Origin of the sequence: Bradyrhizobium sp. BR2003 (genome assembly GCF_009720285.1) — a bacterium.
GTDB classification, from domain to species: Bacteria; Pseudomonadota; Alphaproteobacteria; order Rhizobiales; family Xanthobacteraceae; genus Bradyrhizobium; species Bradyrhizobium elkanii.
In genome coordinates, this window is record NZ_SMYJ01000021.1 from 1 (window position 1) to 18,008 (window position 18,008).

Genomic DNA, 18,008 nt, shown 5'->3' on the forward strand with positions numbered 1-18,008 from the left:
GTGGTGACCGGCGTCACCGGGGTATTGACCGGCAACAATGGCAATAACGCCACCGGCAGCGGCAAGAATGCACAGGCCCCGGCGGCCGGCGCCAAGGCCTCCAAGTCGGCCAAGGCCGCCGCCAAGGACAAGGGCGCGAAACAAGCGCCGACCGTGCTGACCCAGGCCGGCGCGCCGCAGCTGACCGCTGAACAGATCGTCGCCAACAGCGATGCCAACATCGAACGGATCAAGAAGGAGCTCAACCTGACGCCGGAGCAGGAGAAGAATTGGGCCGGCTTCAACAGTGCGATGCACTATCTCGGCCACAACGGCGCCGACCGACTCAACCTGCGCATCGCGCGGGCGCAGCGCGATCCGCCTGATGACATCATCGAGCAGATGCGCAACGAGGCCCAGTTCCTCAATGACCGGGCGGTCGATCAGCGCGGCGTCGCCGACGCTGCAGAGCCGCTGTTCGCCAGCCTCGACGACAAGCAGAAACAAATCTTCATCAACGAAATGGTCCGCCTGAGCCACGAACGCGGGCTCGACTAGAGCATGATCCGGAAAAGTGCGAAGCGGTTTTCCGAAAAGATCATGCTCAAACAAGGAGCCAAAGAGCGAAGGTCCAAAACTTAGGTCCCGTCGCCGGCCGAGTGGGGACGAATAGCCGGGCCACCATGCCCTGGGGTAGGTTAAAGGCGCAGCACCCGGCTATTCTGCCGCAGCGGCGCGGCCCGGTTAATTCGTCATTCAATGTTGAAGAAAAACGGACCGGATCACGCCCGAGTGATGGCCGAGTCAGGGCCTTGTCGGGAACCATCCACAGCGCAAGCGCGAGCGCGAACGAAGCCATGGATGGCCGACAAAACTTGCCATCGCGATCCGGGAGCGGCGGTGCTCAGCTCTTCGGGAAGTTCAGCTCCACGCCGACGCCGTCTGGATCGTAGAGGAATATCTGGGTGTCGCCGGTGCGCGGCACGATCTGTTCACGGAAGGTGACGTTCTTCGACTGCAGGCGCTTGCGCACGGCCTCGACGTCGCTGGCGGCAAAGGCGATATGGTCGAGGCGGCCGGTGTCCTCATATTTCTTCTCGGTGCCGCGCACCACGATGCCGTCGCGCGGCTTGCGGGTGCCCATTAGATGGACTGTGGCCTGGCCGCCGGAATAGAGCCAGTAGCCGGGGAAATCGAGCGGCGGCCGTTCGCCGTTCTCGAGCCCGAGCACGTCGCAATAGAACTCCTTGGTCTTCTCCAGATCCTGCGGCTCGATGGTGTAATGCTGTAGTCCACCCCATGGCATGGTTCTTCTCCTTGAGAAATCGGGTTAAACGAAGCTGAGGTCGGCCTCGACACCCAGCATCCAGGCGCCGACCGTCTCGAAGTGACTGAAGCGGCCCTGCAATTGCTGGGTCACGGTGTGGATGTCGCGGAAGCGCCGCTCCAGCGGATGACCGTCGAAGATCGCGGTGGCGCCGGCGGCGTTGTAGGCGAAATCGACGGCTTCCCGCGCCTTGTGGATAGCGTGCGTGGCCGCCATCCGGATCGTCATGCGCTGCGCGACCGTGATGCTGTGGCCAACCACCAGATCCTTCCAGATGTCGGCCATCGACTGCAGCAGGAAGGCGCGGGCGGCGCGCAGATTGACCTCGGCCTGGGCGAGGCCGGACTGCACCACCGCATTGTCGCGCAGCGTCTTCTTCATGCCGCGCGGCACCTTGTTGCGGGCGACATCGACGAAATTGTCGAGCGCGCTGCGCGCAATGCCGCAGGCGACCCCGGCAAAGCCGATCTGATAGCAGGTGTGGTTGCTCATCCGGTACAGCGGGCCATCCTCGCGGCACTCGCGGTCGAATTCGCGGGTGATCGAATGGTCCGCGCGGACGAAGAAGTCGTCGAGCGCGAACTGGTCGCTGGCGGTGCCGCGCAATCCGACCGTGTTCCAGATGTCGGTCCATGCGACGTCCTCGGTCCGCACCAGCATGGTGCGCTCGATCTGCTCGCCATTGGCATCCCGGCGCGGCGAGCCGTCCGCGGCATAGACCGGGCAGTGCGCGCCGAGCCAGGTGGCGTGCCGCCCGCCCGAGGCAAACGACCAGACCCCGGTGACGCGGTAGCCCCCCTCGCACTCGATCGCCCTGACCTTCGGGCCGGGCCCCCAGGCCAGCACGGCACGCGGGTCGGCAAACACCTCCTGCGCAACCGGCAGGTCGAGATAGGCCGCCGACATCGCGCAGCCGCCGGCCTGGCTCAGGCACCACGCCGTCGAGGCATCCGCCTTGGCGATGGTCTCGATGGCATGGAAGAAGGTGACGGGATCGGTTTCGATCCCGTTGGTTGAACGCGGCAGCAGCAGGCGGAACAGCCGCGCCTCATGCAGCCGGTCGAGCAGGTCGGGCGGCAGGCGGCGCGTCGTTTCGATATCGTTGGAGGCGGCCGCCACCGCGTCCCTGATCGCCTCGGCGCGGGCGATCACGTCGCGATCACCGGTAAGGTCGGCAGAAGTCACATTCATGTTCGCCTCCCTCAGGCGCGCCGGATCGTTGCCGAGGCCGCGACGTCGGCCGTCGCGTTGAGCTCCTTGTCGATCTGCTCGATCGATTTGCCCCGGGTCTCGAGCCCGAAGAACAAATAGACGGCACCCGCCATCAGGAACCAGCAGCCGAGATAGACGAAGGCGGTCGGGATCTGGGTCAGTGGCACGTCGGGCTTGAGGTAGTTGTTCGAACCGACGATCAGCGCAAGCCCGACCGGCCCGATGATCTTGCCGATGCCGCCGAAGCCATAGGCCGACCCCATCCCCGTGGTGCGCAGATGCGACGGCCAGACCTCCGCCGCATAGGGTCCGACGATCGCAAAGCCGCCATCGGCGAAGAAGAAGGCGGCGGCCAGCAGCAGCCAGAACGCCGACATGCCGAACAAAGTCGCGTCGTAGTGGTAGCCGGCAATGATCGTCAGCGCGCCGGCGCCGAAGCCGAGCAGGCCGCCGGCAACGCGCCGCCCGAGCAACTCCGAGAAATAGGAGAACGAGATGCGGCCGAGGAAGCCGGTGACGCTGAGCAGGATCATCATCTTGGCGGCTTCCTGCGGCGTCACCTTCAGCAGCAGCACGAACAGCGCGGGCGCCCATAGCGTGATGCCGTAGACGCCGGTCTGCGCGCCGGCATTGCCGAGCCAGGAGACGATCAGGCTGCGCGGATATTTGAACAGGTCGAACCAGCTCGTCGTGACGATCGGACCGGCGTCGGCAGCGCTCGGCAACGGCAGTTCGGAGGGCTGAACCTGCAGCGCCCAGGCCAGCGACTTGCGGGCTTCGTCATAGCGTCCTTGCCGGCACAGCCAGCGCGGCGACTCCGGGACCCAGATCCGAACCAGCAGCACCAGGACCGACGGCAGCACGCCGATCGCAAACAACAGCCGCCACTGATCGGTTCCCATGACGGCTCCCAGCACCGCGCCGAGGCCGACGCCGAGCGGGATCACGCAGGTGACGAGGCCCCCGACCCAGCCGCGCTTGTGCGAGGGCATGAACTCCTGCACCAGCGGCAGGTCGACACAATAAAGACCGCCGACGCCCGTGCCGACGAAGAAGCGCAGGATCGCCAGATAGACCCAGCCATTGTCGGGCGTGAAATAGAGCAGGCCGGTCGCGATCGAGAAGTTCAGCACCGTACCGATGAAGACGATACGCCGCCCGACCCGGTCGGCGAGCCAGCCCCAGAGATAGGCGCCGAGGATGGCGCCGATGCCGGAGCTCATCAGCACGGTGGCCGACTGGCCGAAGGTGAGTTTCCAGGGCCCGATCAGGAACGCGAGCACGAAGCCGATCAGGAAGTAGTCGAAGAATTCCAGCGCATCGCCGATGATGGCCGCCGCAAGGATCTTGATCTGGTTGGCGGTCAGAGTCGTCCGGCGATCGAGAATCTCGAACATGGCGCGTCTCCCCATGGCGCCTGTTCATTATTGTTCGGAGCGTGCGTCGCGCCAGCGCATCGCCCATAGGATAAGGCTATCCTCGCGCCAGCGCGAACGACAAGCCGCGCCGACGCGGGGCTCATCTGCATTGGCGCGATAAGCGGTCCGGCTTACTGCTGCGCACAAATGGTGGTGCGAAAGCCCGATGTGAGCCGCCGGAGCCGTTGACTTCTGCAATGCCGATCGCTCACGTTTGCGTGGAGGAAGCGGGGAGCAGCCGGGTGGACGAAAAGCGCAAGCATCCGCGAACCGAAGTCAATGAACCCGGCTATGTCTCGTCGGGCGGTTCGGTCATGCATTGCACGATCGTGAACATCTCGCCGGAGGGAGCAGCCATTGAAGTGGAGAATCCGGCCTTCGTCCCGCACAGATTCCGGCTGGTGATGGCCCGCGACGCCTCGGTCGTGTATGAGTGCCAGGTGATTTGGAGCAAGAAGACGCGAATTGGAGTGAGTTTCGTGGCGACCGCCTGAGCGCGGCAATCTCGATTGGGAACGCCCATGAACCAGCATGCCAAGGGGCCCCGGGTTTCATGGCTGGAACAGCAGGTGATCCGCCGATGACGCCGGAACCTGCAACGATCTGCCTTGGCTGCTGGCAAAACCTGCATATGCCGATCCCGTTGCGCGGCCCCTTGTCGGCGCCGTTCCGTCTGTTCGGCGTCCGGCCGAGCCGCATGAACCCGAACACATGCACGATCTGCGAGATGGCCTTCTCGAAAATCATGAAGGCGCGCGCCGTGACCATCGACGCCACCATCCTGTTCGCCGATCTGCGCGGCTACACCACGCTGACGCAGACCATCGCGCAGGACGGGCTGACCTCGCTGCTCGACGCGTTCTACGACGACTGCGCCGCCGCGATCTGGCGCTATGACGGCATCCTCAACAAGACCATCGGCGACGCCGTGTTCGCGATCTTCAATTTCCCGGTGCGGCGCGACGATCATGCCGTGCAGGCCTTGCTCGCGGCACGCCAGATCCAGCGCAGTTTTCGCGACAGGCACGACGCGCTGGTGCGGGCGATCGGAGCCGGCGACATCGAGATCGGCATCGGAATCGGGATGGATAGCGGTGACACCAATTTCGGTGAGTTCGGCCAGGCCCACCGCGACCTGACGGCAGTCGGCACGGTGGTCAATCGCGCGGCGCGCGCGCAGGCGGCCGCCAAATCAGGCGAGATTCTTGTGACGACGGCCGTGCGGAATCGAACCCGCGACATGATCACGGCAGCCAGTGCCGATTACACCCTGAAGGGCTTCGACCAGCCCGTCACATTGTTTCCTGCGTGAATGGGCCTTCGCGTGAATTGACGCGGAGCAAAAAAGACGGCTCCAGCGTACAACTGCGCGCCGAAGCCGTCGGGGATGGTCGTTTGCCGATTACGAACGTCGCCTCAACGCGGGCTAGTCACGTTCGTTCCAGGCCCCGTCAAGAATCGTTCCGCCATTAGCGCCACATGCCGCGCATCCGGGCGCCGATGTCGATCGGCGGCGCGCGGTTGGCCTGGGATGCCTGCGCGGCCGCGGCGCGCGGCCAAGTGGTCCGCTCGAACATCGGCAGCAGTCGCTCCGGGATGAAGCGGGTGCGCGAGGCGTACATGTGGCGGTCGCCCTTGGCGGCCTGGCCGTGAACGAAGAAGCGCTGCGGGACCAGCAGATGCAGATCGTCCTTGGCGCGGGTCATCGCGACATAGAGCAGGCGGCGCTCCTCCTCGAGTTCGGCCGACGTGCCGGCGCCGAGGTCGGAGGGCATACAGCCGTCGACGACATTGAGCACATAGACGGACTTCCATTCCTGCCCCTTGGCGGAATGGATCGTCGACAGGATCAGATAATCCTCATCGAGCAGCGGCACGCCAGCCTGGTCGCTGGTCGCATCGGGAGGATCGAGCGTGAGTTCGGTGAGAAAACGTTCGCGTGACGGGTAGCCGGCGGCGATCTGCTCCAGCTGAATGAGATCGGCGCGGCGCACCTCGCTGTCCTCGTGGATGCGATCGAGATGCGGTTCGTACCAGAGGCGGGCGCGTTCGATGTCGACGGGCCATTCCGAGTAGCGGAGGTTCTCGATGGCCTCCACGAACAGCCGCCAGTCCGCACCGGCGCGAGGCGGAGCGGGCAGCACGACGAGCGCAGCAATCGGATCGGCGGCCTCGGTCATGCGGTCGAGCACCCGCTGCGCCGAGGCCGGGCCGATGCCGGGCAACAGATGCAGGATGCGAAAACCTGCGACCCGGTCGCGTGGATTGGCGGCGAAACGCAGCAGCGCCAGCATGTCCTTGACATGCGCGGTGTCGAGGAATTTGAGCCCGCCGAATTTCACGAACGGAATGTTGTGGCGGGTCAGTTCGACCTCCAGCGGCCCGCTATGCGAGGAGGTGCGGAACAGCACCGCCTGGTGCTTCAGCAAGGCGCCTTCCTCGCGATTGGCCAGCACCTGCTCGACGATGTAACGGGCCTGATCGGCCTCGTCGCGGATCGTGACGAGCAGCGGCTTGTGCGTCGAGGTCCGGTCGGTCCACAGGTTCTTGGTGAAGCGTTCCTTGGCGAGCGAGATCACACCATTGGCGGCCGACAGGATCGGCTGCGTCGAGCGATAGTTGCGGTCGAGCGTGACGATCTCGGCGGCCGGGCTGAACTGGTCCGGGAAGTCGAGGATGTTGCGCACGGTGGCGGCGCGGAACGAATAGATCGACTGCGCGTCGTCGCCGACCACGGTGAGCCCGCGTCCCGCGGGCTTGAGCGCGAGCAGGATCGAGGACTGCAGGCGGTTGGTGTCCTGATATTCGTCGACCATCACATGGTCGAAGCGGCCGCCGATCTCCTCGGCCAGCGCGGCGTCCGTCACCATCTGCGCCCAGTAGAGCAGGAGGTCGTCGTAATCGAGCACGTTCTGCCGCTGCTTGGCTTCGACATAGGCGCCGAACAGCTGTTTCAATTCACTGGCCCAACCGGAGCACCACGGGAAGAACTGGCCGAGCACGGCCTCGATCGGCATCTCCGCGTTCACGCAGCGCGAGTAAATTGCAAGGCAGGTGCCCTTGGTGGGGAACCGGCTTTCGGTACGGGAGAAACCGAGATCGTGGCGGACCAGGTTGATCAGGTCGGCGGAATCCTCACGGTCATGGATCGTGAAGGCCGGGTCGAGGCCGATACGTTCGGCGAATTCGCGCAGCAGCCGCGCGCCGATGCCGTGGAACGTGCCGGCCCAGCTCAGCGCATCGGTCATGACCGAGGCGCGATCGCCGAGCACGCGGCGCGCAATGCGCTCGACGCGGCCGGCCATCTCGGCAGCGGCGCGCCGCGAAAAGGTCATCAACAGGATACGGCGCGGATCGGCGCCGGCGACGATCAGATGCGCGACGCGATGGGCGAGCGTGTTGGTCTTGCCGGACCCCGCGCCCGCGATCACCAACAGCGGCGCGCCGACGATGCAATCCTTGCCGACCCCGTGCTCGACAGCACGGCGCTGCTCGGCATTGAGCGCATCGAGATAGGCTGTGTTGGCAAGATCAGTCACGAATCACCCCCACGAAACGCTAACAGACATTGCGATTCATTGGGGCCGACGCACCGAGGCGGACGCAGAGAAATTAGATTGACATTAACGCAGCGCGGCGCACAACCCCGCCATGGGTGACGTATCCAAATCCGACACGCCGCTGAAGGCGACGTTCAAGGTGCGGCTGAACGGCGAGACGGTGACGCTCGCGACCGTCGGCCAGGCCTATCGCTTCATCAGCAATCTCAGCGCCGTCGAATGGATGGAGTTCCGCTCGCTGCATGACGAGGCGCTGGTTGCGCTCGAGAGAGCGGCCGGGAACGCCATGCTGACGGTGCAAGCGACCAACGCGTTGCGGATGCTGTTCGTCCGCGCAAAATTGCTTTGAAAAGAAATGGGCCGCCCTGGTGTTCCCTTGGCCCTCCAAGGCGGCCCGAGAGTACGGCTGAAGTGCATTGCGCGCCCGGCCGTCGCGTGTACCGCCGTTACCTTGTTTGCGGCCATAACGAACAGTGCCTTACGCAACATCAGTCGATTCGGCTGTAGCCGCCGCACCACAATCAGGAGCCAACGTCGTCGACCAGGCGGTCATACACGAGCGCGGACCGGAGGTTCATGGTTGCGATCTTCAGATAACCCGGCTCGCGCATGGCGTTGTTGAACATCATGATCGCCGTCTTCCAGTAGCTGCGCTCACGCTGATCCAGGTTCAGCGCGGACAGGTAGTCCGCAGCGTCGCCAACCGTCGCGAGCGTTCGCCCGTCCTTCAGCGTAATCGGGAACGCAAGCGGCGACCGCTTCTCCAGCTCCAGCACGTCAGGCTCCCCCAGGACCAAGCAGCAATAGGACAACGCAGCAATAACCGGAACAGACCTAGCTGCGCCGCTATATCAAAGCCTTAAGGGGATGTCCGGCCTGGTTGGCGTGGACGGTTCAGAAAGAATCCGCCAGCGCGATCTCCGCCTTCAGCGCATCGATGCGCCGTTCGGCTTCCTCGGACGTCAGGTCGCGCGCGTACTGGTTCGGCTGATAGGCCTCCTCGGCAAGGCTCCTCAACCGCAGCGCCTGGGCGCGGGTCATCAGCCCGCCAAGGCGCTCCGCAACCCCACCATATCTTACCGCTGCCACGCTCATTGCTTGCCTCGTTTGCTGGATCGTGACTTGACAATATGTTCTATTTTTGTTCTAGTAAATCATGGATAACAAAATCAATGAAATTCGGCGCAAGATCAGCATGTTGCGAGCTGAGATGACCCTGATCGAGGCGTCGATCCGGGATCAGGTCAACCGCGACCTCGATTGCAGTGAAGCGTCGTACCGGCTGATGGCGATGCGAGCCGAAGTGGCCGAGCTCATCGTCCGGTGGAAGGCCGCCGGCGGCGGCGAGCGTCTCCCCACGGTACGCGAGCGGCTGAGCCGGAGCTTCGAGGATCGCGCCGGTGCGAAGGTCAAGGTGGACAAGGCGAAGAAGCCCGGGGCCAGTCACAGCAACGCGCGGGTGTGATCGGGCCGTTCGACCAAAGAAGGGAGCCTCGAACACCGGCTCAGGCCCAAATCAGGTTTCAAGGCTGGAACCCGAGCCGCAGGATCTGCATTTTCTTGTGGTGAGAGCCAACACGATAGCATCGCCCAGCGCCATGATCGCCGATCCGACCGCGCCACCGCGGGCATCGATGAATGACGATCGCAGTCCGCTGCTGACGCTGATCTCCTGCATCAGCTGCATCAGGACGATGCGGCTCGAGAGCAGCCATCCGGGCAGTGAGGGCAGGGATATTCTTCAGTACCGCTGCGAGCAATGCAGCCGCATCGAGCGGGTGCAATTGGTGCGGCGAAGCTGGCCGGCGGAACGCTAAAGCGCGATGAGATCAGGTTGAATCATCATCGCGCTTTAGCTCCTGTTTGAGCATGATCTCCGCGCAAACGCGTCCCGGGTTTGTCACGAGGGAAAACCGCTTCGCACTTTTCCGGATCATGCTTTAGCCTTTCCATTTGAACTAGGAGCGGGCTTTCGCCTTTGGTCTGGCCGCAACGTCACGCGCGATGGCATCGAACTCGCCCGAAGCGTCGGCGGACTGGCTGCTCGTCGCGCTGTCGACCCCATGCCCTGTCAACTTCGCGAGTTCGCGGCTGAGGTCGTGGATGTGGTACGGCTTGCGCAGCACCGGAAAGTCGGACCTCACGTCGCGCGCGCTCTCGCTGTAGCCTGTCGTCAGCAGGATCGGCAGTTCGGGCTTTCTGTCCCGGATCGCGCGCGCCAGCTTCAGTCCGTCGATCCTGCCGGGCATGACGATGTCGCTAAACACCACGTCGATCCCGTTGGCGTCGATTTCCGACAAGGCGGCCTCTGCATTCGACACCCAACGCACGGTGTAACCGAGCTGTTCGAGCAGGCCCGTGCTCGCGTCGGCGACGGCGGGATTGTCCTCGATCAGCAGGATCGTGGCCGAGCCGGGCACGCTGCGCCCCGTAGCCGTGCGCTTTGCGGCCGCAGTCCCCCGCGGCAGATAGATGCTGACCGTCGTGCCCTTGCCGAGCGCGCTTGTAATCTCGACCCGGCCATCCGCCTGGTGCGCGAAACCGTGAACCTGGGACAACCCAAGGCCGGTCCCTTTGCCGACCGGCTTGGTGGTGAAGAAGGGATCAAAGACCCTGTTCATGACATCGTCGGGAATGCCTTCGCCGGTGTCGGTAACGCTGACGACCACCTGGGCGGCTTCCGGGACATTGCGCGCCGCGATGGTCAGCGTGCCGCCGCCGGCCATCGCATCCCGCGCATTGACCACGAGGTTGATCAGCGCGGTCTCGAATTCGGTCGGATCGACGAAGATCGGCCAGAGATCCGCTCTGATCTCCATGTTCAGCTTGATCGCGCCGCCAAGCGCGCTGGTCAGGACCTCGCGCACCGCGGCGATCCTGTCAGCGACATTGATGGTCTGCGGATTGACGCTCTGCCGACGCGCGAAGGTGAGGAGCTGCCTGGTCAGGGACGCGGCACGCTCGGATGCGGTTTCGATCGCGCCGAGTGCGAGCTTGCCCCGTTCGCTCGTCACCTCGCGCTTGATCCGGTGCAGATTGCCGGAGATGATCATCAGCAGGTTGTTGAAGTCGTGCGCGACGCCGCCCGTCAACTGACCCAGCGCGTCCATCTTCTGCGATTCCGCAAGCTGACGCTGCACCTGTTCGAGCTTCTGATGCGCGTCGCGCCGCTCGGAAATGTCCCGTGTGATCTTGGCAAAGCCGACCAGGCTGCCGTCGCTGTCGCGGATCGGATCGATCACGACGCTCGCCCAGAAGAACGAACCGTCCTTGCGGACCCGCCAGCCTTCTTCCTCATAATGCCCGGTCTCTTGCGCGATCTTGAGCGCGCGGGCCGGCTTGCCGGCGGCCTGGTCGGCCGGCGTATAGAACCGCGAGAAGTGCTGGCCGATGATCTCGTCGGGCGAATAGCCCTTGATGCGTTCGCCGCCGGCGTTCCAATTGGCGACGATGCCGGCCGGCGTCAGCATGTAGAGCGCATAGTCGGTGACATTGCTCACCAGCAGGCGAAACTGGCTTTCGCTGGCCTCGAGGTCCGCGCGCGCCTGATGCTGCTCGGCGATGTCGCGGATGACCATCACGTAGCCGACGAGCTTGCGCTTCTCATGGATCGGATCGATGACCACAGTGGCGTAGAATTGCGATCCGTCCTTGCGGAGACACCAGCCTTCGGCCGCTGAGTGCTTTTCCTTCCGCGCCATCTGCAGCGATTTCGCCGGAACGCCGGATGCGCGGTCTTCGGCAGAATAGAAGACCGAGAAGTGCTTGCCGAGGATCGCCTTGGCCGGATAGCCGGTGATGCGCTCAGCGCCCTTGTTCCAGTTGATGATCCGACCATCGGGCGCGAGCATGCAAATGGCGTAGTCGACCACGCCGCCAGCCGGCGGCCGAAAATCGCGCCGACTCGCAACGATTCCCCGTTCGAGCTGTTCTGATTTCTTAACCATCACCGATCCTGCCCCCGCCGAAACGCGCGGGGGAAGCCAATGTTCCATGCGGACACGAGGATCGCGGGGTAATCCGGCCGGCTGGGTCGGCCTTCAGAAAAGTCCCGCCGGCGGTTGGAACTTTTGGTTCCAGTCGCGATTAAGGTACTCGGTTTGCGTCAGAAATTGCGGCTTTGGCGTTTTCCCGCTTGAATAGATCAAGGGCAGTCATTCTTATGGTCGCACTGGCCTTTCCGAGTCTCTGGATTCGCGGCCAGCGCGTAGGGGAAATTACATGACCGATCTCGGTTCGCCGCCTCGTCCCCGTGCTGATACACGCCGCGCCCAATCATCCAACGGAAGCCTCGATTCCTCGCACGACCTGCTGCAGTCGCTGCAGGCGATGCGTGCCGGCGACTTCTCGGTTCGGATGCGTGGCGACTATCTCGGCATCGACGGCAAGATCGCGGACGCCTTCAACGAAATCGCAGCCGCCAACGAGCGCATGGCGCAGCAATTGGCGCGCGTCGGCCAGGTCGTCGGCCGCGAGGGGCAGACCCGCCAGCGCGTCAATTTCGGCCTCGCCAGCGGCGCCTGGGCCGATATGGAGAGCTCGGTCAACACGCTGATCGACGATCTGCTGTGGCCGACCCGCGAGGTCACCCGCGCTGTCGCCGCGGTGGCGCAGGGCGACCTGCTGCAGACCGTGCAGCTCGACGTCGAGGGCCGGCCGCTGCGCGGCGAATTCCTGCAGTCGGCGAACATCGTCAACACGATGATCAAGCAGCTCTCGGTGTTCACCTCGGAGGTCACGCGCGTGGCACGCGAAGTCGGCACCGAGGGCAAGCTCGGCGGCCAGGCCCAGGTGCCGGAAGTGACCGGCGTCTGGAAGGACCTGACCGAGAGCGTCAACTCGATGGCCAACAACCTGACCGGCCAGGTCCGCAACATCGCCGAGGTGACGATCGCGGTCGCCAACGGCGACCTGTCCAAGAAGATCACGGTCGACGTTCGCGGCGAGATCTTGCAGCTGAAGGAAGCCATCAACACGATGGTCGATCAGCTGCGTTCGTTCGCATCGGAAGTGACGCGCGTGGCGCGCGAGGTCGGCACCGACGGCAAGCTCGGCGGCCAGGCGATCGTGCCCGGCGTCGCCGGTACCTGGAAGGACCTCACCGACTCCGTAAACGCGATGTGCGGCAACCTGACCGCCCAGGTGCGCAACATCGCCAACGTGACCACGGCCGTGGCGCGCGGCGACCTGTCGCGCAAGATCACGGTCGACGTCAGCGGCGAGATTTTGGAGCTGAAGGACACCATCAACACGATGGTGGACCAGCTCAACTCGTTCGCGTCGGAAGTGACGCGCGTGGCGCGCGAGGTCGGCACCGAAGGCAAGCTCGGCGGCCAGGCCCAGGTGCCCGGCGTTGCCGGCACCTGGAAGGACTTGACCGACAACGTCAACTTCATGGCGTCGAACCTGACCGCGCAGGTCCGCAACATCGCCGACGTCGCGACCGCGATCGCCGGCGGCGACCTCTCGAAGAAGATCACGGTCAACGTGTCGGGCGAGATCCTTCAGCTGAAGGAAACGCTCAACACCATGGTCGACCAGCTCAACGCCTTCGCGTCGGAAGTGACGCGCGTGGCGCGCGAGGTCGGCACCGAAGGCAAGCTCGGCGGCCAGGCCAACGTGCTCGGGGTCGCCGGCACCTGGAAGGATCTGACCGACAACGTCAACTTCATGGCGTCGAACCTGACTGCGCAGGTCCGCAACATCGCCGCCGTGACGACGGCGGTCGCGGGCGGCGACCTCTCCAAGAAGATCACGGTGGACGTGCGCGGCGAAATCCTCGAGCTGAAGGACACTATCAACACGATGGTGGACCAGCTCAACGCCTTCGCGGGCGAGGTGACGCGCGTGGCGCGCGAGGTCGGCACCGAAGGCAAGCTTGGCGGCCAGGCCGAGGTGCGCGGCGTCGCCGGCACCTGGAAGGATCTCACCGACAGCGTCAACTCGATGGCCTCGAACCTGACCGCGCAGGTCCGCAACATCGCCGAGGTCGCGACCGCGGTGGCGAAGGGCGACCTGTCGAAGAAGATCACGGTGAACGTGTCGGGCGAAATCCTTCAGCTGAAGGAAACGCTGAATACGATGGTGGACCAGCTCAACGCCTTCGCCGGTGAGGTGACGCGCGTGGCGCGCGAGGTCGGTACCGATGGCAAACTCGGCGGCCAGGCCGAGGTGCCCGGCGTCGCCGGCACCTGGAAGGACCTCACCGACAGCGTCAACTCGATGGCCGGCAATCTCACGGCGCAGGTCCGTAACATCGCCGAGGTCGCGACCGCGATCGCCGGCGGCGACCTGTCGCGCAAGATCACGGTCGACGTCCGCGGCGAGATCCTTCAGCTGAAGCAGACGCTGAATACGATGGTCGACCAGCTCAACCGCTTCGCCGGCGAGGTGACGCGCGTGGCGCGCGAGGTCGGCACCGACGGCAGCCTCGGCGGCCAGGCCAACGTGCCCGGCGTCGCCGGCACCTGGAAAGACTTGACCGACAACGTCAACTCGATGGCCGGCAACTTGACCGCGCAGGTCCGCAACATCGCCGAGGTGACCACTGCCGTGGCGCGCGGCGACCTGTCGCGCAAGATCACCGTCGACGTGAAGGGCGAAATCCTCGAGCTCAAGAACACCATCAACACGATGGTGGACCAGCTCAATGCGTTTGCGGGCGAGGTGACGCGCGTGGCGCGCGAGGTCGGCACCGAGGGCAAGCTCGGCGGCCAGGCCGAAGTGCCCGGCGTCGCCGGCACCTGGAAGGATTTGACCGACAACGTCAACTTCATGGCGTCGAACCTGACGGCGCAGGTCCGCAACATCGCCGAAGTCGCGAGCGCGATCGCCGGCGGCGACCTCTCGAAGAAGATCACGGTGGACGTGCGCGGTGAGATCCTGCTGCTCAAGGACACCCTGAACACGATGGTCGAGCAGCTGCGCTCGTTCGCCGCCGAAGTGACGCGCGTGGCGCGCGAGGTCGGCACCGAGGGACGACTCGGCGGCCAGGCCGTGGTGCCCGGCGTCGGCGGCACCTGGAAGGACCTCACCGACAACGTCAACCTGCTGGCCGCGAACCTGACCACCCAGGTGCGCAACATCGCCGAAGTCACCACCGCGGTGGCGCGCGGCGACCTCTCGCGCAAGATCACGGTCGACGTGAAGGGCGAAATCCTCGAGCTCAAGAACACCATCAACACCATGGTCGACCAGCTCAACGCCTTCGCCGGCGAGGTGACGCGCGTGGCGCGCGAGGTCGGCACCGAAGGCAAGCTTGGCGGCCAGGCCGAGGTGCGCGGCGTTGCCGGCACCTGGAAGGACCTCACCGACACCGTCAACGTCATGGCGGTCAACCTGACCGAGCAGGTGCGCGGCATCGTCAAGGTGGTGACCGCGGTCGCCAATGGCGATCTGAAGCAGAACCTGACGGTGAAGTCGAAGGGCGAGGTGGCCGCGCTCGCCGACACCATCAACAACATGACCGAGACGCTCGCGACCTTCGCCGAACAGGTCACCAGCGTGGCGCGCGAGGTCGGCGTCGAGGGACGGCTCGGCGGTCAGGCCAACGTGCCTGGCGCGGCCGGCACCTGGAAGGATCTCACCGGCAACGTCAACCTGCTCGCGGCCAACCTGACCTCGCAGGTGCGCGCGATCGCGGAAGTGGCCACCGCCGTGACCAAGGGCGACCTGACGCGCTCGATCCAGGTCGACGTCCGCGGCGAAGTCGCGGAGCTGAAGGACAACATCAACACGATGATCGGCAACCTCCGTCTCACCACGGAGCGCAACACCGAACAGGACTGGCTGAAGACCAATCTGGCGCGCTTCACCAACATGCTGCAGGGCCAGCGCGATCTTGCGACCGTCGGCCGGCTGCTGCTGACCGAGCTTGCGCCGCTGATCAACGCGCATATGGGCGTGATCTACCAGGTCGACAATCCAGAGACCGCGCAGTTGCGCCTGTTGTCGGCCTATGCCAGCGACAGCAGCAATCCGCATCCGCAGATCGTCCAGTTCGGCGAGGGACTGATCGGCCAATGCGCGCTCGACAAGCGCCAGCGCCTCGTCTCCGAGATTCCCGGCGATGCGGTGCCGATCAATTCGGCCTTGATGCGGATCATGCCGAAGAACCTCGTCGTGTTTCCGGTGCAGTTCGAGAACCAGGTCAAGGCAGTGATCGAGCTGTCCTCGATCTCCTCGTTCACGACCTCGCAGATCACCTTCCTCGAGCAGTTGACCGACAGCATCGGCATCGTGCTTAACAGCATCGAGGCGACGATGCAGACCGAGGCGCTGCTCAAGCAGTCGCAACAGCTCGCCGGCGAGTTGCAGACCCAGCAGAAGGAGTTGCAGCAGACCAACGATCAACTGGAGCAGAAGGCCCAGCAGCTTGCCGAACGCAATGTCGACGTCGAGCGCAAGAACCAGGAAATCGAGCAGGCGCGGCGCGCGCTGGAAGAGAAGGCGACCGAGCTGTCGCTGACTTCGAAGTACAAATCCGAATTCCTCGCCAACATGTCGCACGAGTTGCGGACGCCGCTGAACTCGATCCTGATCCTGGGCCAGCAGCTCACCGAAAATCCCGACGGCAATCTGACCGGCAAGCAGGTCGAGTTTGCCCGCACCATTCACGGCGCCGGCACCGACCTGTTGAACCTGATCAGCGACATCCTCGATCTCTCCAAGATCGAGTCCGGAACGGTGACGGTCGAGGCCGAGGAAATTCTGACATCGAGCCTGCTCGAAACCGTCGGACGGCCGTTCCGGCACGAGGCGGAGAACCGGCATCTCTCGTTCAGCATCGATGTCGACGCCAATCTGGCGCGCAGCATGGTTACCGACTCCAAGCGACTGCAGCAGGTGCTCAAGAACCTGCTGTCGAATGCGTTCAAGTTTACCGCGGAAGGCGGCGTCAGCCTGACCGTGTCGGCCGCGCTCGGCGGCTGGAGTGTGGAGCACCCGATCCTCAATGCGGCGCCCGCGGTCGTTGCGTTCGAGGTGTCGGATACCGGCATCGGCATTCCACAGGACAAGCAGAAGCTGATCTTCGAGGCGTTCCAGCAAGCCGACGCCGGCACCAGCCGCAAATATGGCGGCACTGGTCTTGGACTGGCGATCAGCCGTGAGCTCGCGGGCCTGCTCGGCGGCGAGATCCATCTGCGCAGCGCGCCGGGCAAGGGCTCGACCTTCACGCTCTATCTGCCGCTGAAATATGCCGGACCGTCGGTGGCGCTGCGTCAGCAGGCCCAGCCGCTCCCGATGCCGCACACGCCGGCACCGGCGCTGCAGGCGTCCGGCGCGCAAGAGCGTGTGATCGAGCAGCTTCCGGACGACCGGCTCGATCTCGAGCCCGGCGACACCATCCTGCTGATCGTCGAGGACGATCCGCATTACGCGCGGGTGCTGATCGATCTGGCCCGCGACAAGGGCTTCAAGGTGCTGGTCGCAAGCCGCGGCGCCGAAGCGCTGGATCTTGCCAAGCAGTTCCAGCCGAGCGCGGTGTCGCTCGACGTCTTCCTGCCCGACATGCTGGGCTGGACGGTGCTGAGCCAGCTCAAGCACAATCCGCTGACCCGTCACATTCCGGTTCAGATCATCACGCTCGACGAGGACCGACAGCACGCGCTGGCGCGCGGCGCCTTCTCCTTCGTCAACAAGCCGACGACGACGGAAGGCGTCAGCGCGGCGCTGACGCAGATCAAGGAATACGCCAGGCCACGCCGCAAGCGCCTGCTGATTGTGGAGGACAATGCGGCGGAGCAGCTCAGTATTACCGAACTGCTCGGGCACGAGGATATCGAGATCGTGACCACCGGCACCGGGGCAGGGGCACTCTCGACATTGCGCGAAAATCCGTGCGACTGCGTCGTGCTCGACCTGCGCCTGCCCGACATGAGCGGTTTCGAAGTGCTGGATCAGATCCGCAAGGACGAGACGCTCTCCAATATTCCCGTTGTCGTGTTTACGGGCCGGGAACTTTCAGCGGAAGAAGACGCGGAACTGCACACGATGGCGCGCAGCATCGTCGTCAAGGGCGTGGAATCGCCGGAGCGTCTGCTCGACGAAACGTCACTGTTCCTGCATCGTGTGATCACGGAATTGCCCGTCGAAAAACAGAGGATGCTGGAGAAGCTCAATAGTTCCGACGAAGATCTCATTGGCAAGACCGCACTGCTGGTCGACGACGATGCCCGCAACATCTTCGCGCTCTCGAGCGTGTTGGAGCGGCGAGGTATGAAGGTGTTGACTGCGACAACCGGTCACGAGGCCATCTCGCTGGTCGAATCCAATCCCAAGATTGCGATCGTGCTGATGGACATCATGATGCCGCAGATGGACGGTTACCAGACCATCGGCGCCATCCGGCAAAACCCCGCCTTCGCGCGGCTGCCGATCATCGCGCTGACCGCGAAGGCGATGAAAGGCGATCGAGAGAAATGCCTGGAGGCAGGCGCGTCCGACTATCTGGCGAAACCCGTGAACACCGAGCAACTGCTGCTGGCGATCCGCATGTGGCTGCACCGCTGA

14 protein-coding genes are annotated in these 18,008 nt (G+C 64.4%); 6 read left to right on the forward strand and 8 right to left on the reverse strand.

Annotation, left to right across the window (positions count from 1 at the left end; all coding sequences use genetic code 11):
* Positions 1-537, forward strand: a 537-nt coding sequence (locus E2I15_RS15465) for a Spy/CpxP family protein refolding chaperone (RefSeq protein WP_155262416.1), incomplete at its 5' end; no start/stop codon positions are given.
* Positions 538-883: 346 nt separating this feature from the next.
* Here E2I15_RS15465 and E2I15_RS15470 read toward each other — a convergent pair.
* From E2I15_RS15470 to E2I15_RS15480, 3 genes are read right to left on the reverse strand one after another with little or no spacing between them, the layout of a single operon-like run.
* Positions 884-1,285, reverse strand: a complete 402-nt coding sequence (locus E2I15_RS15470; RefSeq protein WP_137480671.1) for a VOC family protein — start codon at positions 1,283-1,285, stop codon at positions 884-886.
* A gap of 24 nt (positions 1,286-1,309) precedes the next feature.
* A complete protein-coding gene (locus E2I15_RS15475) occupies positions 1,310-2,497 on the reverse strand; it encodes an acyl-CoA dehydrogenase family protein (protein WP_137480669.1) in 1,188 nt (395 codons plus the stop codon).
* An 11-nt stretch (positions 2,498-2,508) separates the two neighbouring features.
* Positions 2,509-3,915, reverse strand: a complete 1,407-nt coding sequence (locus E2I15_RS15480; protein WP_137480667.1) for an MFS transporter — start codon at positions 3,913-3,915, stop codon at positions 2,509-2,511.
* A 263-nt stretch (positions 3,916-4,178) separates the two neighbouring features.
* Between E2I15_RS15480 and E2I15_RS15485 the strand changes: the two genes are divergently transcribed.
* Together E2I15_RS15485 and E2I15_RS15490 are read left to right on the forward strand one after the other, a co-directional pair.
* A complete protein-coding gene (locus tag E2I15_RS15485; RefSeq protein WP_016845781.1) occupies positions 4,179-4,430 on the forward strand; it encodes a PilZ domain-containing protein in 252 nt (83 codons plus the stop codon).
* 86 nt (positions 4,431-4,516) lie between these two features.
* Entirely contained in the window at positions 4,517-5,248 is a 732-nt protein-coding gene (locus E2I15_RS15490) for an adenylate/guanylate cyclase domain-containing protein (RefSeq protein WP_137480665.1), read from the forward strand.
* Between the two features lie 157 nt (positions 5,249-5,405).
* On the opposite strand, the gene E2I15_RS15495 is transcribed toward E2I15_RS15490, so the two are convergent.
* Positions 5,406-7,475, reverse strand: coding sequence for an ATP-dependent helicase (locus E2I15_RS15495; RefSeq protein ID WP_137480663.1), 2,070 nt, complete (start codon positions 7,473-7,475; stop codon positions 5,406-5,408).
* A 112-nt stretch (positions 7,476-7,587) separates the two neighbouring features.
* On the opposite strand from E2I15_RS15495, the gene E2I15_RS15500 reads away from it, so the two are divergent.
* Positions 7,588-7,845 (forward strand): hypothetical protein, encoded by a 258-nt coding sequence (locus E2I15_RS15500; protein WP_018271640.1) that lies wholly within the window; start codon positions 7,588-7,590, stop codon positions 7,843-7,845.
* A 172-nt stretch (positions 7,846-8,017) separates the two neighbouring features.
* On the opposite strand, the gene E2I15_RS15505 is transcribed toward E2I15_RS15500, so the two are convergent.
* Positions 8,018-8,272: a hypothetical protein gene (locus tag E2I15_RS15505; RefSeq protein ID WP_137480661.1), complete on the reverse strand. Its 255-nt coding sequence runs from the start codon at positions 8,270-8,272 to the stop codon at positions 8,018-8,020.
* A 118-nt stretch (positions 8,273-8,390) separates the two neighbouring features.
* A complete protein-coding gene (locus E2I15_RS15510; protein WP_026192767.1) occupies positions 8,391-8,591 on the reverse strand; it encodes a DUF3072 domain-containing protein in 201 nt (66 codons plus the stop codon).
* Between the two features lie 61 nt (positions 8,592-8,652).
* Here E2I15_RS15510 and E2I15_RS15515 point away from each other — a divergent pair, with 61 nt between their 5' ends.
* Entirely contained in the window at positions 8,653-8,961 is a 309-nt protein-coding gene (locus E2I15_RS15515) for a hypothetical protein (protein ID WP_137480658.1), read from the forward strand.
* A gap of 51 nt (positions 8,962-9,012) precedes the next feature.
* Here E2I15_RS15515 and E2I15_RS15520 read toward each other — a convergent pair whose 3' ends face one another.
* Together E2I15_RS15520 and E2I15_RS15525 are read right to left on the reverse strand one after the other, a co-directional pair.
* Positions 9,013-9,183, reverse strand: a complete 171-nt coding sequence (locus tag E2I15_RS15520; RefSeq protein ID WP_155262249.1) for a hypothetical protein — start codon at positions 9,181-9,183, stop codon at positions 9,013-9,015.
* Between the two features lie 271 nt (positions 9,184-9,454).
* Complete coding sequence (locus E2I15_RS15525; RefSeq protein WP_137480656.1) at positions 9,455-11,443, reverse strand: hybrid sensor histidine kinase/response regulator; 1,989 nt, start codon at positions 11,441-11,443, stop codon at positions 9,455-9,457.
* Positions 11,444-11,717: 274 nt separating this feature from the next.
* Between E2I15_RS15525 and E2I15_RS15530 the strand changes: the two genes are divergently transcribed.
* Positions 11,718-18,008: a HAMP domain-containing protein gene (locus tag E2I15_RS15530; protein WP_422109862.1), complete on the forward strand. Its 6,291-nt coding sequence runs from the start codon at positions 11,718-11,720 to the stop codon at positions 18,006-18,008.

What these genes read in the sequence shown, in the direction of transcription:
- E2I15_RS15500 (WP_018271640.1), top strand. Translation starts at nt 7,588, where the DNA reads ATGGGTGACGTATCCAAATCCGACACGCCGCTGAAGGCGACGTTCAAG.
- E2I15_RS15530 (WP_422109862.1), top strand. Translation starts at nt 11,718, where the DNA reads ATGACCGATCTCGGTTCGCCGCCTCGTCCCCGTGCTGATACACGCCGC.
- E2I15_RS15510 (WP_026192767.1), bottom strand. Translation starts at nt 8,591, where the DNA reads ATGAGCGTGGCAGCGGTAAGATATGGTGGGGTTGCGGAGCGCCTTGGC.
- E2I15_RS15475 (WP_137480669.1), bottom strand. Translation starts at nt 2,497, where the DNA reads ATGAATGTGACTTCTGCCGACCTTACCGGTGATCGCGACGTGATCGCC.
- E2I15_RS15490 (WP_137480665.1), top strand. Translation starts at nt 4,517, where the DNA reads ATGACGCCGGAACCTGCAACGATCTGCCTTGGCTGCTGGCAAAACCTG.
- E2I15_RS15520 (WP_155262249.1), bottom strand. Translation starts at nt 9,183, where the DNA reads ATGCAGCTGATGCAGGAGATCAGCGTCAGCAGCGGACTGCGATCGTCA.
- E2I15_RS15470 (WP_137480671.1), bottom strand. Translation starts at nt 1,285, where the DNA reads ATGCCATGGGGTGGACTACAGCATTACACCATCGAGCCGCAGGATCTG.
- E2I15_RS15515 (WP_137480658.1), top strand. Translation starts at nt 8,653, where the DNA reads ATGGATAACAAAATCAATGAAATTCGGCGCAAGATCAGCATGTTGCGA.
- E2I15_RS15525 (WP_137480656.1), bottom strand. Translation starts at nt 11,443, where the DNA reads ATGGTTAAGAAATCAGAACAGCTCGAACGGGGAATCGTTGCGAGTCGG.
- E2I15_RS15480 (WP_137480667.1), bottom strand. Translation starts at nt 3,915, where the DNA reads ATGTTCGAGATTCTCGATCGCCGGACGACTCTGACCGCCAACCAGATC.